The 14,126-nt window shown below is 70.4% G+C and carries 16 protein-coding genes and 1 pseudogene; 9 read left to right on the top strand and 8 right to left on the bottom strand.

Annotation, left to right across the window (positions count from 1 at the left end):
* Positions 1 to 39 precede the first annotated feature (39 nt).
* The 8 genes and pseudogenes from ABZ911_RS28125 to ABZ911_RS28090 all read left to right on the top strand — a co-directional run bounded on the left by ABZ911_RS28125 (position 40) and on the right by ABZ911_RS28090 (position 6,172).
* Entirely contained in the window at positions 40 to 999 is a 960-nt protein-coding gene (locus ABZ911_RS28125) for an NADP-dependent oxidoreductase (protein ID WP_358062137.1), read from the top strand.
* 48 nt (positions 1,000 to 1,047) lie between these two features.
* Positions 1,048 to 2,178 carry a steroid 3-ketoacyl-CoA thiolase gene (locus ABZ911_RS28120; protein WP_358062134.1) on the top strand — a complete coding sequence of 377 codons (1,131 nt, stop codon included), beginning with the start codon at positions 1,048 to 1,050 and terminating at the stop codon, positions 2,176 to 2,178.
* A gap of 93 nt (positions 2,179 to 2,271) precedes the next feature.
* A pseudogene (locus ABZ911_RS28115) lies at positions 2,272 to 2,475 on the top strand (MBL fold metallo-hydrolase); the annotation flags it as partial.
* A gap of 32 nt (positions 2,476 to 2,507) precedes the next feature.
* Positions 2,508 to 2,663: a hypothetical protein gene (locus tag ABZ911_RS28110; RefSeq protein WP_358062131.1), complete on the top strand. Its 156-nt coding sequence runs from the start codon at positions 2,508 to 2,510 to the stop codon at positions 2,661 to 2,663.
* 24 nt (positions 2,664 to 2,687) lie between these two features.
* A complete protein-coding gene (locus ABZ911_RS28105; protein WP_358062128.1) occupies positions 2,688 to 3,359 on the top strand; it encodes a FadR/GntR family transcriptional regulator in 672 nt (223 codons plus the stop codon).
* Positions 3,356 to 3,808, top strand: a complete 453-nt coding sequence (locus ABZ911_RS28100; RefSeq protein WP_358062125.1) for a GNAT family N-acetyltransferase — start codon at positions 3,356 to 3,358, stop codon at positions 3,806 to 3,808. The genes ABZ911_RS28105 and ABZ911_RS28100 overlap by 4 nt, the downstream gene beginning before the upstream one ends.
* A 129-nt stretch (positions 3,809 to 3,937) precedes the next feature.
* Complete coding sequence (locus tag ABZ911_RS28095; protein WP_358062122.1) at positions 3,938 to 5,197, top strand: ATP-binding protein; 1,260 nt, start codon at positions 3,938 to 3,940, stop codon at positions 5,195 to 5,197.
* A gap of 21 nt (positions 5,198 to 5,218) precedes the next feature.
* Positions 5,219 to 6,172: a DNA polymerase ligase N-terminal domain-containing protein gene (locus ABZ911_RS28090; RefSeq protein WP_358062119.1), complete on the top strand. Its 954-nt coding sequence runs from the start codon at positions 5,219 to 5,221 to the stop codon at positions 6,170 to 6,172.
* A gap of 66 nt (positions 6,173 to 6,238) precedes the next feature.
* On the opposite strand, the gene ABZ911_RS28085 is transcribed toward ABZ911_RS28090, so the two are convergent.
* From ABZ911_RS28085 to ABZ911_RS28050, 8 genes are all read right to left on the bottom strand, one after another.
* Positions 6,239 to 7,156, bottom strand: coding sequence for an aldo/keto reductase (locus tag ABZ911_RS28085; protein WP_358062116.1), 918 nt, complete (start codon positions 7,154 to 7,156; stop codon positions 6,239 to 6,241).
* A complete protein-coding gene (locus ABZ911_RS28080; protein ID WP_358062113.1) occupies positions 7,153 to 7,458 on the bottom strand; it encodes an L-rhamnose mutarotase in 306 nt (101 codons plus the stop codon). The genes ABZ911_RS28085 and ABZ911_RS28080 overlap by 4 nt, the downstream gene beginning before the upstream one ends.
* A 566-nt stretch (positions 7,459 to 8,024) precedes the next feature.
* Entirely contained in the window at positions 8,025 to 8,762 is a 738-nt protein-coding gene (locus tag ABZ911_RS28075) for an SDR family oxidoreductase (protein WP_358062110.1), read from the bottom strand.
* On the bottom strand, positions 8,759 to 10,045 hold the full coding sequence (locus ABZ911_RS28070) for an L-fuconate dehydratase (RefSeq protein ID WP_358062107.1): 1,287 nt from the start codon (positions 10,043 to 10,045) through the stop codon (positions 8,759 to 8,761). Before ABZ911_RS28070 ends, ABZ911_RS28075 begins: the two co-directional genes overlap by 4 nt.
* A complete protein-coding gene (locus tag ABZ911_RS28065; RefSeq protein WP_358062104.1) occupies positions 10,042 to 10,887 on the bottom strand; it encodes a fumarylacetoacetate hydrolase family protein in 846 nt (281 codons plus the stop codon). Before ABZ911_RS28065 ends, ABZ911_RS28070 begins: the two co-directional genes overlap by 4 nt.
* Before the next feature lie 384 nt (positions 10,888 to 11,271).
* Complete coding sequence (locus ABZ911_RS28060; protein ID WP_358062101.1) at positions 11,272 to 11,748, bottom strand: hypothetical protein; 477 nt, start codon at positions 11,746 to 11,748, stop codon at positions 11,272 to 11,274.
* On the bottom strand, positions 11,745 to 12,083 hold the full coding sequence (locus tag ABZ911_RS28055) for a PadR family transcriptional regulator (RefSeq protein WP_358062098.1): 339 nt from the start codon (positions 12,081 to 12,083) through the stop codon (positions 11,745 to 11,747). The genes ABZ911_RS28060 and ABZ911_RS28055 overlap by 4 nt, the downstream gene beginning before the upstream one ends.
* 4 nt (positions 12,084 to 12,087) lie before the next feature.
* A complete protein-coding gene (locus tag ABZ911_RS28050; protein WP_358062095.1) occupies positions 12,088 to 12,798 on the bottom strand; it encodes a CPBP family intramembrane glutamic endopeptidase in 711 nt (236 codons plus the stop codon).
* A 129-nt stretch (positions 12,799 to 12,927) separates the two neighbouring features.
* On the opposite strand from ABZ911_RS28050, the gene ABZ911_RS28045 reads away from it, so the two are divergent.
* Positions 12,928 to 14,112 carry a cytochrome P450 gene (locus tag ABZ911_RS28045; protein WP_358062092.1) on the top strand — a complete coding sequence of 395 codons (1,185 nt, stop codon included), beginning with the start codon at positions 12,928 to 12,930 and terminating at the stop codon, positions 14,110 to 14,112.
* Positions 14,113 to 14,126 lie beyond the last annotated feature (14 nt).

Raw genomic sequence — 14,126 nt, 5'->3', positions numbered from 1 at the left:
CGCTGTCGAACGCGACCAGGGGTATTGCATGCTGGCCCCATGACCGCCACCACTATGCGCGCCATCAGCCAGGACACCCTGGGCGGCCCCGAGGTGCTCCACGAGATCGAGCTCGCCCGTCCCGCGCCCGGCCCCACCGAACTGCTGGTCCGGGTGCACGCGGCCGGGCTCAACCCGACCGACTGGAAGCACCGCGCGACCGGCGGCCTGCTCGGCGACCCGCCGTTCGTGCTCGGCTGGGACGTCTCGGGCGTGGTCGAGGCCGTCGGCCCCGGGATGGCCCTGTTCGAGCCGGGCGACGAGGTGTTCGGCATGCTGCGCTACCCGCAGGGGCACGGCGCCTTCGCCGAGTACGTCACCGCCCCCTCCCGCCATTTCGCCCGCAAACCCGCCGAACTCGACCACGTGCACGCGGGCGCGCTGCCGCTGGCCGCGCAGACCGCGTGGCAGGCCGTGGCCGATGTCGCCCGCGTGCAGGCGGGCCAGCGCGTCCTCGTGCACGCCGCCGCCGGCGGCGTCGGCCACCTGGCCGTCCAGATGGCGAAGGCCCGCGGCGCCCACGTCGTCGGTACGGCGAGCGCGGCCAAACACGACTTCCTGCGCGGCCTCGGCGCCGACGAGCTCATCGACTACCGCAACGCCGACTTCGCCGAGGAGGTCGGCGACCTCGACGCGGTGATCGACACCATCGGCGGCGACTACGGCCCCCGCTCCCTGCGCACCCTCCGGCCGGGCGGCACCATCGTCTCCCTGGTCCTGTCGAACGTGGCCGGGGACCTGTCCGCCCAGGCCGGGGCGCTGGGCATCCGCGCCAGGGAGATGCTCGTCGAGCCCGACCACGCCACGATGCGGACCATCGCGGCCCTGGTCATGGCGGACCGCCTGCACGTGGAGATCGACACCGTCCTCCCCCTGGAACAAGCCGCAAAAGCCCACGAACTTGGCGAAAAGGGCCACAACACCGGGAAGATCGTCCTCACCGTTCCCCCTTCCGGATAAAAATAGAACCCGTTACAGTCGCCACTAGAGCATCGTTCTGGAGGCGTCGTGGGCACACCGGTGATCGTCGAAGCGTTGCGGACCCCCATCGGCAGGCGGAACGGCCTGCTGTCCGGACTCAAACCGCAACAGGTGCTGGCCGCGGCGCTCAGCGGGCTCGTCGAGCGGTCGGGCATCGATCCGGCGGTGATCGGGCAGGTGTTCGCCGGGTGTGTGACCCAGGCGGGTGAGCAGGGCGGGCATGTGGGGCGGCATGCCTGGTTGTACGCGGGCCTGCCGTACCAGGCGGGGGTCACCACGATCGACGCGCAGTGCGGGTCGTCGCAGCAGGCGGTGCATCTGGTCGCCGCGCTCATCCGGGCGGGGGTGATCGAGGCCGGGGTCGCGTGCGGGGTCGAGGTGATGAGCCGGACGCCGCTCGGGAGCAACGTGCTGCCCGCCCAGCCGCGGCCCGAGGACTGGAGCATCGATCTGCCCGACCAGTTCACCGCGGCCGAGCGGATCGCGCGGCGGCGGGGTCTGAGCAGGGAGCGGCTGGACTGGTTCGGGGCGCGGTCGCAGCGGCTGGCGGCGCGGGCCTGGGCGGAGGGCAGGTTCGACCGGGAGGTCATGCCCGTCGAGACGCCCGAGCACGGCACCGTCGATCGGGACCAGGGACTGCGGGAGACCACGGTCGAGGGGCTGGCCAAGCTGAAGCCGGTCCTCGGCGAGGACGCGTTCCACACGGCGGGCACCTCGTCGCAGATCTCCGACGGGGCGGCGGCGGTGCTGCTGATGAGCGAGGAGGCGGCGCGGCGGCGCGGGCTGCGGCCCCGGGCTCGGATCCTGGCGCAGGCGCTGGTCGGCTCGGAGCCGTACTACCACCTGGACGGGCCGGTGGACGCGACGGCGAAGGTGCTCGGCTCGGCCGGGCTGGCGATCGGGGACATCGACAGGTTCGAGGTGAACGAGGCGTTCGCGTCCGTGGTGCTGTCGTGGGCGGCGGTGCACGAGCCGGACCTGGATCGGGTGAACGTCAACGGCGGGGCGATCGCGCTCGGGCATCCGGTGGGGGCCACGGGGGCGCGGCTGGTCACCACGGCACTGCACGAGCTGGAGCGGTCGGACTCGGCCACCGCGCTGGTCACGATGTGCGCGGGCGGGGCCCTTGCCACGGCGACAATCCTGGAACGACTCTGACAACCGGGCCTCTCTGAGATCCGTGCCTGGAACGCCTCTGAGATCCGGGCCGGAACGAGGACACTGAGAGAGACGACGAGCGGGGGCGCGACGGTGGCCAGGACGAGCAGGCGCAGGCCGTACTCCGAGCAGAGTCCCGCCGAGCTCGGGGGCGGGGTGTGGAGCGTGCCGGTGCCCATTCCGGGTAGTCCGCTCGGATACACGCTGGTCTACGCGCTCGACTCGCCCGCCGGTCCCGTACTCGTGGACGCCGGGTGGAACCATCCCGACGCGTGGGCGGCCCTGAGCGGCGGGCTGGCCGACTGACCATCTGGGACACCGCCGCCCGGATGACCTGGAACCGCTCCTGGGACGACCTGCCCCCCATACTCCGAGGCATGGCCGCGGGCGAGGCCGCCGCACACCTGCGCGCCCTGGAGGTGCGCGGTCTCGTCAGAAGGCTCCCGAACGGCGATCAGGTGCTCTTCGAGGCTCTAGACTCCTAGACATCCGATGTCTAGGGAGTACACGTGGCGGTAACCGACGCGGCCATCGACAGGATCAAGCAGATGATCGTCTCGGGGGAGCTTCTCCCCGGAGACCGGCTCCCCAAGGAGGCCGACCTGGCCGAACGGCTCGGCCTGTCCCGCAACTCCCTGCGCGAGGCCGTCCGCGCGCTGGCCCTGATCAACGTCCTGGACGTACGCCAGGGCGACGGCACCTACGTCACCAGCCTGGAGCCCCGGCTGCTGCTCGACACCATGTCGTTCGTCCTCGACCTGCACCGCGACGACACGGTGATCCAGTTCTTCGAGGTCCGCCGCATCCTGGAGCCCGCCGCGACCGCGATGGCCGCCCAGCAGATGTCCGAAGCCGACATCGAGGACCTGCGCACCGTCCTCGACTCGCTGCCCGCCGAGCCCACCATCGAGGAGCTCGTCGCCAACGACCTCACCTTCCACCAGCGCATCGCGCTGGGCTCGGGCAACAGCGTGCTGTGCTCGTTCATCGAAAGCCTGTCGGGGCCGACGACCAGGGCCCGCATCTGGCGTGGCCTCACCCAGGAAGGCGCCATGGAGAAGACCCAGGAACAGCACACGGCGATCTACGAGGCGATCGCCGCCCGCCAGCCCGAGGTGGCCCGCTCGTGGGCGATCGTGCACATCGCGGGCGTCGAGTCGTGGCTGAAGAAGGCGCTTTGATCCGCCTCGCCGACGTGACGCCGGACACGGGTGAGATCGGGCGGCGGCTGCTGGCCGTCCAGCACGCGGCCTATGCCGTGGAGGCCGGACTCATCGGCGACGACCGCATCCCCCCGCTGCACGAGTCCCTCGACGACCTGCTCGCGGCGGGCCTGACCTGGCTGGGCGCCTACGACGGCGACCGGCTGGTCGGCGCGGTGGCCTGGTCGGAGACCCCCTCGCTGCTCGACATCGACCGCCTCATCGTGGACCCGCGCGAACTCCGCAAGGGCATCGGCCGCTCCCTGGTCACCGAACTCCTCTCCCGCGCCTCCGGCCGCCGCACCGAGGTCTCCACCGGCCAGAAGAACACCCCGGCCCGCACCCTCTACGAACGCCTCGGCTTCACCTCCACCGGCGACCTCGAAGTCATCCCCGGCCTGTGGATCACCAACTACACCCACGCCTGATCCCCCACCCAACCAGCGACGGATTCACCACATACCCTGCGACCGATTCACCATGGATCATGCGACCAATTCACCACGCGGGTAGCGACCAATTCACCACGCCAAGCACTGCCCTGCCATGCTCAACGCATGGTCGACACCCTTCTCGGCGGTGTGCTTCCGCGGCATGCGGAGACGGCCGTCACGGACGCGCTGGCGGACACTCGCGTGGTCCTGATCAACGGTGCGCGCCAGAGCGGCAAGGGCACCCTGGTCCGCAAGATCGCCAAGGGCAAGGCGGGAGAATGGCGTGATCTCGACGTCTCACTCGTCCGGCAGGGGGCGACCGCCGACCCTGACGGATTCGTCGACTTCCCGGACCTCATGGTCATCGATGAGATCCAGCGAGCGCCCGACCTCCTGCTGGCGATCAAGGCCCAGGTCGACGCCGACCCCCGACCCGGTCGCTTCCTGCTGACCGGCTCGTCCCGCCTGCTCGGCCTCCGGGGCCTGCCTGACACGCTGCCCGGCAGGGTGGAGACCATCGAGCTGTGGCCATTCGCCCAGGGCGAGATCGACGGCACGCCTGACGGATTCGTCGACTCGGTCTTCGGCGAGGGGGCGGCGCTGCGTCACACGTCCACGACCACACGGAGCGACTACGCCGAGCGGATCGTCCGGGGTGGCTTCCCGGAGGCGGTGGCGCGGACCAACGCCCGCAGGCGGCAGCACTTCCTGGATTCCTACGTGGGCGACCTGATCGCCCGGGATGTGAGCCGGCTCTCGGAGATCGAGCGAATCACCGAGATGCGCAAGCTGGTACGGCTGCTGGCCGCGCGCTCCGGGCAACTCCTCGTCGGCAACACGCTCGCCCATGACCTCGGGCTCTCGACCAGCACCGCGTACAGGTACCTAGGTCTGCTGGAAGAGGTCTTCCTGATCAAGCGCATTCCCGCCTGGTCGAGGAACCTCAGCAACCGGGTCACCGCCACCCCCAAGATCGCGTTCGTCGACTCGGGGGTGGCGGCGAACCTTCTTGGCGCGGACGCGCGCGGGCTCGTCCGCCCAGACGGCGCCATCGGGCCGCTTCTCGAAGGCTTCGTGCTGATGGAACTGGCCCGCCAGCTGACCTGGTCGGAGGAGCGCGTCGAGCTCTTCCACTACCGCACCAAGGACAAGGTCGAGGTGGACGCCGTTCTGGAGAACCGGCAGGGGCGGGTTGTGGGCGTCGAGGTGAAGGCGTCGTCCACGGTGCGGCCTGAGGATTTCAGAGGGTTGCGGCATCTGGCCGACAGGCTTGGGGATGACTTCGTCGTGGGGATCGTGCTGCACACGGGGACCCAGACGATTCCCTTCGGGGACCGGATGCGTGCCATGCCCGTGAGTTCCTTGTGGGAGGTCGGGGGCTAAGCGGGCGGGTATGAGGGTGGTGTGCCTGACAAGCTGGAGCGATATCGGGGTATGCGGCGGCGGGGCCGTACGCCCGAGCCGGTGGAGGTGGCCGTTCCTGAGCCGGGGCGGGACGAGGCGTTCGTGGTGCAGGAGCACCATGCGCGGGCCCTGCACTGGGACCTGCGGCTCGAACGGGACGGGGTGCTGGTCTCGTGGGCGATTCCGAAGGGGCTGCCTGAGGATCCGGGGACGAATCATCTGGCCGTGCGCACCGAGGACCATCCGGTGGAGTATCTCGAGTTCCATGGGGAGATCCCGCAGGGCGAGTACGGCGGCGGCACGATGACGATCTGGGATCGCGGGACATACGAGACGGAGAAGTGGACCGATCGCGAGGTCAAGGTGGTGTTGCACGGGTCACGGGCGTCGGGGAGGTTCGTCCTGTTTCCGACGAACGGGCGGAACTGGATGATTCACCGCATGGACCCGCCGGTCCGCGATCCGCTCCCGAGCCTGGGCCGGATGCTGCCGGTCACGAGGAGCAAACCGCCGCGGGACCTCGCCGCGTACGCCTTCGAGTTCGCGTGGGGCGGGGAGTGGGTGCGGGTGACGATCGAGGGCGGGCGCACCGGGCCGGCCCGCGAGTATCCGTGGCTGCGGCCGCTCGCCGAGTCGTTCGGCAGCCGGACGGCCGTGCTGGAGGGCGAGGTCGTCTCGGTGGGCGGCGCGGCGGAGGTCCTCGTCTGCTACGACCTGCTCTACGACGACGGCCGCTCGCTGGTCGCCGAGCCGTACCGGCGGCGGCGGGCCGCGCTGGAGGCGCTGGACGTCGCGGGCCCGCGCTGGCAGACCGCCCCGAGCTGGCCTGCCCAGGCGGGTCCGGTCCTGCACGCCGCCGGCGAGCAGGGCCTCCCCGGCGTGATCGGCAAACGCCTTGACTCCCCGTACGAGGAGGGCCGCTCGACGGCCTGGATCCTGCTGTCCGCCGAGTGAGTGCCAGTAGCCGCCGGTCGCCGTGAACTCGCCAGGACCGTCGCGTCGGCCGGGCCCCGGGGCTCGTCAGATGAGGTGTTCGGACTCCAGGTCGGCCCACAACGCGGGCGGCACCGGCGTGGCCAGCAGGGCGGCGTTGCGGTGGACCTCGGGGCCGGAGCGGGCGCCGACGACGAGCGAGGCGACCGCGGGGTGGCGCAGGGGGAAGGCCAGCGCGGCCTGAGGCAGGGTCACCCCGTGGCGGGCGCACACGCCCGCGATCCGGCGGGCGCGGGCGAGCAGGGAGCCGGGCGCGGGCTGGTAGTCGTACGTCCCGGACGGCTCGTCGGTGGCCAGCAGGCCGCTGTTGAACACGCCCGCCGCCAGCACCCGCACCCCCCGCTCGGCGCACGCGTCGAGCAGCGGCAGGCCCGACCGGTCGAGCAGGGTGTACCGCCCGGCCAGCATGACCACGTCGATGTCGGTCTCGCGGACGAACCTGGCGGGCAGCTCCCACTGGTTCATGCCGACGCCGATCGCCTTCACCACGCCCTGGGCCCGCAGCTCGGCCAGGGCGGGGTACGCCTCGGTCAACGCCTGGTCGGCGTGGTCGTCGGGGTCGTGGATGAGGGCGATGTCGATCGACGGGAGGCCGAGCCGTACCAGGGAGTCCTCCAGGGAGCGGAGGACGCCGTCGCGGGAGAAGTCCCAGACCCGGCGGTGGTCGGCGGGCACGTCGAAGCCCTGGTCGTCGCGGCCGCCGGCGGTGGACGGGACGAGCACGCGGCCGACCTTGGTGGACAGGACGTACCCGGAGCGGCCGGCGAGCGCCGAGCCGAGACGGCGTTCGGACAGGCCGAGGCCGTAGTGGGGGGCGGTGTCGTAGAGCCGGACTCCGGCCTCCCAGGCGGCGTCGATCGACGCCCTGGCCTCGTCGTCGCCGACGGCCGTGAACAGGTTCCCGATGGGCGCGGCGCCGAAGCCCAGGCGGGGCAGGTCGATCACGTCATCTCCCAGACCAGTGGCAGGCTTCCGCCGCTCTTGTCGAAGTCCCCGTCGAGCAGGCGGTTCATCTGCGCCTGCCAGGCGAGGTCGGCCGGGTGGTCCCTGAGCGCCGCCTGCAGCGCCGCGTAGTCGTCGACCTCCACGAAGTGGAACAGGTCGAGGCCGTCGCGGAAGACCCGCCAGGAGCGTACGCCGTTCTCCCGCATCGCCCCCTCCAGGTCGGCGGGGATGGTGGCGTGCTCCCGGTCGTAGATCTCCTCGCAGCCGGGCTTGAGCCGGGTGTGGATCGCCAGCCGTTCCATCAAGCGCTCCCGACGGGACCGTCGCCTTTAGGCGGCGGGGGAATCGGGAGCGTGAGGGCCGTCAAGGCCCGAGCCTGCCCTGACCTGCACATTCGTCGTCTCCTTACACGTTCGGATTTTGTCGGTGCCAGCCGATAGCGTCGGCTGGTCAGTTCAAGCTCTCGGAGGTGGGTGTGCGTAGGTCGTTCAAGTTCCTGCTGCGCCCCACCGTCAAGCAGGCCGCGGCGCTGAGGACCCGGACGGGCAGGCGCGTTGGTCGTTCTCCTCTCAGCAGGTCACGTTGCGCCGTCTGGACAGGGCGTTCGCGGCGTTCTTCAAGCGGGTCCGCGAGGGCCGCGCGCCGGGGTTTCCGCGTTTCAAGGGGCATGGCGTGCGGGCACACCGCGCACGCCGACGTGAACGCGGCGACCAACATTGTGAGGGCAGGGCTTGCCCTTCGCGACGCTGCGTAAGCGGCTTAGCGAGAAGCCGCTCCCTTCAGGGAGCGGAGGAGTCACCAGTCCTGTGCCTTTCGATCCGGCTGATCATTGTTCGCCTCTAACTCGTGATGGGCGGGGGTGCAGGAGTCAGTTCAATGGGCGGAGCCTCAGGCCCTGCATGCCGCCGTCGACGGCGAGCGCGGTTCCGGTCGTGGCGCCCGCCTCGGGTCCGGCCAGGTAGGCGATCGCCGCGGCGACCTCGTCCGCGCTGACCAGACGGCCCATCGGCTGGCGGGCGTTGAGCGCGGCGCGCTCGGCGGCGGGGTCGTCGGCCGCGTCGAGCAGGCGCCCGACCCACGGCGTGTCCGCGGTGCCCGGGTTGACGCAGTTGACGCGGATGCCCTCGCGCACGTGGTCGGCGGCCATCGCCAGCGTGAGCGACTGCACCGCGCCCTTGCTGGCGCTGTACAGGGCCCGCTGGGGCAGCCCGGCCGTGGCCGCGATCGAGCAGGTGTTGACGATCGAGGCATGCCCCGACTCCCGCAGGTACGGCAGAGCCGCCCGGGTCACCCTGACCATCCCGAGCACGTTGACGTCGAGGACCCGGCGCCACTCCTCGTCGGGGTTGTCCTCGACGGTGCCCGCCGCGCCGATGCCCGCGTTGTTGACCAGGACGTCGAGGCCGCCGAGGCGCTCGACGGCCTCGGCGACGGCCGTACGGACCTGGGCGTCGTCGCTGACGTCGGCCTTGACGCCGATGAACGGCTCGCCGGGCGGGTCGAGGTCCAGGCAGGCGACGCGCATGCCGCGCGCGGCGAGCAGGGTGGCGGTGGCCAGGCCGATGCCGGAGCCGCCGCCGGTGACCAGGGCGCGAAGTGTCGTCATTGGTCCCTCCAGACCTCGCCGCCGGGGAAGGCGTGGGCGGCGATCGAGGCCGCGTGCATCTCGGCGCTGAATCCGGGCGCGGCGGGCGCGACGTAGTTGCCGTTGTCGATCACGACCGGGTGGATGAAGTGCTCGTGCAGGTGGTCGACATACTCGATCACCCGGTTCTCCATCGAGCCGCTGACCGCGACGTAGTCGAACATCGACAGGTGCTGCACCAGCTCGCAGAGGCCCACGCCGCCGGCGTGCGGGCAGACGGGGATGCCGAAGCGGGCCGCGAGCAGCAGGATCGCGATGTTCTCGTTGACGCCGCCGACCCGGGCGGAGTCGAGTTGCAGGTAGGAGATGGCCCCGGCCTGCAGGAGCTGCTTGAACACGATGCGGTTCTGCACGTGCTCACCGGTGGCGACGGCGATGGGCGCGATGCCCTCGGCGATCGCCTTGTGGCCGAGCACGTCGTCGGGGCTGGTGGGCTCCTCGACCCAGTGCACGCCGTACTCGCGCAGCGCACCCACCCACTCGATGGCGGAGGCGACGTCCCAGCGCTGGTTGGCGTCGATCGCGATCGGGAAGCCGGGGCCGCAGACCTCGCGGGCCACCCGGAACCTGCGCACGTCGTCGGCGAGGTCGGCGCCGACCTTGAGCTTGATCTGGGTGAAGCCCTGGTCGAGCGCCTCCTTGCAGAGGCGGCGGAGTTTGTCGTCGTCGTAGCCGAGCCAGCCGGGCGAGGTGGTGTAGGCGGGGTAGCCGCCGGCCTTGAGGCGCTCGATCCGCTCGCGCCTGCCCGGCTCGCTCGCCCGCAGGATGGCCAGGGCGTCCTCGGGGGTGAGCGCGTCGCTGAGGTAGCGGAAGTCCACCAGGCCGACGATCTCCTCGGGCGTCATCTCGCCGAGCAGCAGCCAGAGCGGCTTGCCCGCGCGCTTGGCCTTGAGGTCCCACAGAGCGTTGACCACGGCGGAGATCGCCATGTGCATGACGCCCTTCTCCGGGCCGAGCCAGCGCAACTGGGAGTCGTAGACCATCTCCTTGTACAGCGCGCCGAGGTCCTCGACGTCACGGCCGACGACGTACGGCGACAGCGCGCTGATCGCGGCCGTCTGCACGTCGTTGCCCCGCCCGATGGTGAAGGCGAACCCGTGTCCCTCGAAGCCGTCGTCGGTCGTCAGCACCACGTACGCGGCGGAGTAGTCGGGGTCGGGGTTCATCGCGTCGGAGCCGTCGAGCTCGCGCGAGGTGGGGAAGCGGATGTCGTGCGTCTCCATCCCCACGATGCGGTACGTCATGCCTGGCCCACCGTCTGCCGCTGGCGGCCCAGTCCGTCGATCTCCAGCTCCATGACCGCCCCCGCCCGCAGGTACGGCTGGCCGGGCAGCCCCATCGCCACGCCCGCCGGAGTCCCGGTGTTGATCACATCGCCGGGCTCCAGCACCATGAACCGGCTCAGGTAGCGGATGATCTCGGCCACCCCGAAGATCATGTTCTTGCTGTTCCCGTTCTGGCGCAGCTCGCCGTCCACCCACAGCCGCATGCCGAGGCTCTGCGGGTCGGCGATCTCGTCGGCGGTGACCAGCCAGGGGCCGAGCGGGTTGAACGTCTCGCAGGACTTGCCCTTGTCCCACTGGCCGCCGCGCTCAAGCTGGAACTCGCGCTCGGAGACGTCGTTGGAGATCGCGTACCCGGCGACCTTGGACAGGGCCTCCTCGTGCGTCTCCACGTAGCGGCAGGTCTCGCCGATGACGACGGCGAGCTCGACCTCCCAGTCGGTCTTCACGCTGTCGCGCGGGACGAGCACCTGGTCGTCGGGGCCGATCACGGTGTTGGCGGCCTTCATGAAGACCACCGGCTCCGTCGGGGGCGTGGCCCCCGTCTCCTCGGCGTGGTCGCTGTAGTTGAGACCGATGCAGACGACCTTGCCGGGCCTGGCGATCGGGGCGCCGACCCGCAGGCCGTCCGCCTCGACGAGGGGCAGGGCGCCGCGCTCCAGCGCGTCGCGGACGCGCGCCACTCCCCCGGAGGCGAGGAAGGCCCCGTCGAACTCGACCTCTCCTGTGTCGCGCAGGATACCGGCGGCATCCATCACCACTGGCCGCTCCTGGCCGGCGGGTCCAACTCGCAGCAGCTTCACACCGCACCCTTCGCCATACATCGGATGTCTCGTTCCAGATGCTGCTGGGAGGACCAAGCCCTTGTCAAGCCTCTTTTGGCGGATACACCCGATCTGTGACCTCGGAATATGCGGTAATGGCCTGGTGCGATCGCGAACAGGCTAGTGAGTGATCCGATGCCTACTTCCGCCTGCATGATGCGGTGGTCCCGAAGACATCGGAGGGGGCGTCTTGTTGCGCCCAGGTTCCCGTGGTCCTTCCATGTCAGGCACCCCATGCCGCAGACACCCGATGACTTGACCGACGGACTCTCGCAGACCTGGAACTAGTGGCCAAGGTCAAGCCCGCCCTGATCCTCGCCGGGACCTCACCTCAAGGACGTCGAAAGCGGCTGACCGGCCTGGTCAGCGGGTCTGCCTGCGTACGGTGAGCCAGAATGCGACGAGCACGCCCGCGGCGCCCACCGCCGCGCCGATCACGAACCCCGTGCCGTCCACCCCGCCCTTGACCAGGCTGATCCCGATCAGCACCACGGCCAGCACGCAGAGGGCCACGACCGCGGCGACCAGCAGGTAGAAGCGGCGGCTGAAGAACGTCCTGCGCTCGGGGGCGGGCGGCGGGGCGTGCAGCTCGGCCGCCGGGCCCACGCTCGCCGCGCCGGGCCGCTTGAAGTAGGCGTACTGGAACCAGGTGCCGCACGGCTCCCAGCCGTCGGGCGCCAGCTGCTCGGCGAAGGCCGCGACCGGGCCGAACTCCTCCTCCGGATCGCCGGAGCCCTCCTCGGCGAAAGCCGACAGCTCCTCGATCGTCGAGGCGACCCGCTCCGCGGGCACCCCCCTCTCCCGGAGCAGCACGGCCAGTTCGTCGAAATAGCCGTTCATCGGATGCCTCCCTTGGCCAGCACGGACCGCACGGACTCGTCGAAGGCCACCCACAGCCCGCCCTGCTCGGCGAGCATCTCGCGGCCCTTGGGGGTCAGCCGGTAGTAGCGGCGGCCCGGCCCGCGCTCGGTCACCCGGAACTCCGCGGACACCAGCCCCCCTTCCTCCAGCCGGTTGAGCACGGGATAGAGGGTGCCGCCCTTGATCTGGCCGAGGCCCGACCCGGCGAGCGACTTGGCGATCTCGTAGCCGTAGTTCTCCCCCTCGGTCAGGCTGGCGAGCACCAGCAGGTCGAGGACGCCTTTGAGCCAGCTCGCGCGGCGGTCGGAAGACACAGCTCTATCTTTTCACGGTAGCGATGCTACCTACGCCGCTTCGCCGACTAGCCGGAGCCAGCAGCAGTGAGCGGATGTCGATCAGGATGTGCACGACGATGGGCAGCACCAGGTTGCCGGTTCTGAGGTAGAGCACGGTGAGCCCGAAACCGGCCAGGGTGACCATGATCATGCCCTTCCAGCCCTGGTAGAGGTGGCCGAGCACGAACACGGCCAGGGCCAGGGCGGCGGCGATCTCCGTACTCAGGCCGAGCACGTGGACGCCGAGCGCGATGAGCAGGCCGCGGTAGACGATCTCCTCGCACACTCCGGCGCTGACCGCCAGGAGCAGGGCGAATCCGCGTTCCGCCGTCGTGCGCGGGAGCAGGCCCTGGAAGGCGTCCTGGGTGGGCGGGGCGGGCAGGCGGCGCATGAGCAGGCCGAGACCCAGGACGACGACGGTGAGGCCGACCGCCGCGCCGGCGAGGGTGCTCAGGTCGTCCGGGCTCACGCCGAAGCCCACGTCGGCGAGGTCGAGGACCGGCGAGAGCGCGAAGATCAGCACGGCGACCGCGGCTATCGCCCACAGCTCGGCGATCCACCCAGCGGAGGTGCGGGCGTACGCCCTCGGGTCGCCGTCGCGGGTACGCAGCAGCCGCCGGTAGGTCCGCCTGCCCAGCAGCGGGCTCAGCAGCACGAGGTGGATCAGGAGGAGCACGGTGAGAGCAGTGAACATATCTAGACCGTAGAACAACCTAGTTAGGATTACAATCTAGATAGCACCACGCGTCGACTTGACGGCCGTACAGGGGCGTAATAGAACTCGCATCAGGACGTATCGGGCTTAATTCCTGGGGTGGACTGAGTGCACATCGACCTGGTGGACGAGGATCAGTACGCGAACTCCGGCCCCCCGCACGAGCAACTCGCCTGGCTGCGCGCCAACGCGCCCGTCTACCGGCACCCCGGCGAGCCCGACTTCTGGGCGGTCACCAGCCACGAGGACGTCGTGTACGTCTCCCGGCACTCCGAGCTGTTCTCCTCCGCGCGCAGGCTCTCGCTGTTCAACGAGATGCCCGACGACCAGGTGGAACTGCAGCGGATGATGATGCTGAACCAGGACCCGCCCGAGCACACCAGGCGGCGCTCACTGGTCAACCGCGGCTTCACCCCGCGCACGATCGGCGCCCTCGAACAGCACATCCGCGACATCTGCGACGACCTGCTCGACAAGTGCTCGGGCGAGGTCGACTTCGTCACCGAAGTGGCCGCGCCACTCCCGCTGTACGTGATCTGCGAGCTGCTCGGCGCCCCCGTCGACGACCGCGACAAGATCTTCACCTGGTCCAACCAGATGATCGGCGCCCAGGACCCCGACTACGCGACCTCCCCCGAAGACGGCCCCGCCGCCGCCATGCAGGTCTACGCCTACGCCAACCAGCTCGCCGCCCAGCGCCGCGCCAACCCGCGCAACGACATCGTCACCACACTCATCCAGCCCGCCGACGACGGCTCCGAACTGGACGAGAACGAGTTCGACCTGTTCGTGCTGCTGCTCGTGGTGGCCGGAAACGAGACCACCCGCAACGCCGCCTCCGGCGGCATGCTCGCCCTGTTCGACCACCCCGGCCAGTGGGACCGGCTCGTCGCCGACCCGGCGCTCTCCCGGACCGCCGCCGACGAGATCGTCCGCTGGGTGTCGCCGGTCAACCTGTTCCGCCGCACCGCCACCACCGACCTGACGCTGGGCGGGCAGCAGATCCGCGAGAACGACAAGGTCGTGGTGTTCTACTCCTCGGCCAACCGCGACCCCGCCGTCTTCACCGACCCGGAGGTCTTCGACATCGGCCGCGACCCCAACCCGCACATCGGCTTCGGCGGCGGCGGCGCCCACTTCTGCTTGGGCAACCACCTGGCCAAACTGGAACTCCGCATCCTGTTCGAGCAGCTGGCCATCCGCTACCCCCGCCTACGCCGCACCGGCGCGGCCAAGCACCTCCGCTCCAACTTCATCAACGGCATCAAGGAACTCCCGGTCACCCTGACCTAGAACCGGGGTACGCG

Source organism: Nonomuraea sp. NPDC046570, from assembly GCF_040645915.1.
In the GTDB taxonomy this organism is placed as follows: Bacteria; Actinomycetota; Actinomycetes; order Streptosporangiales; family Streptosporangiaceae; genus Nonomuraea.
This window is presented reverse-complemented; position numbering and strand designations above follow the sequence as displayed.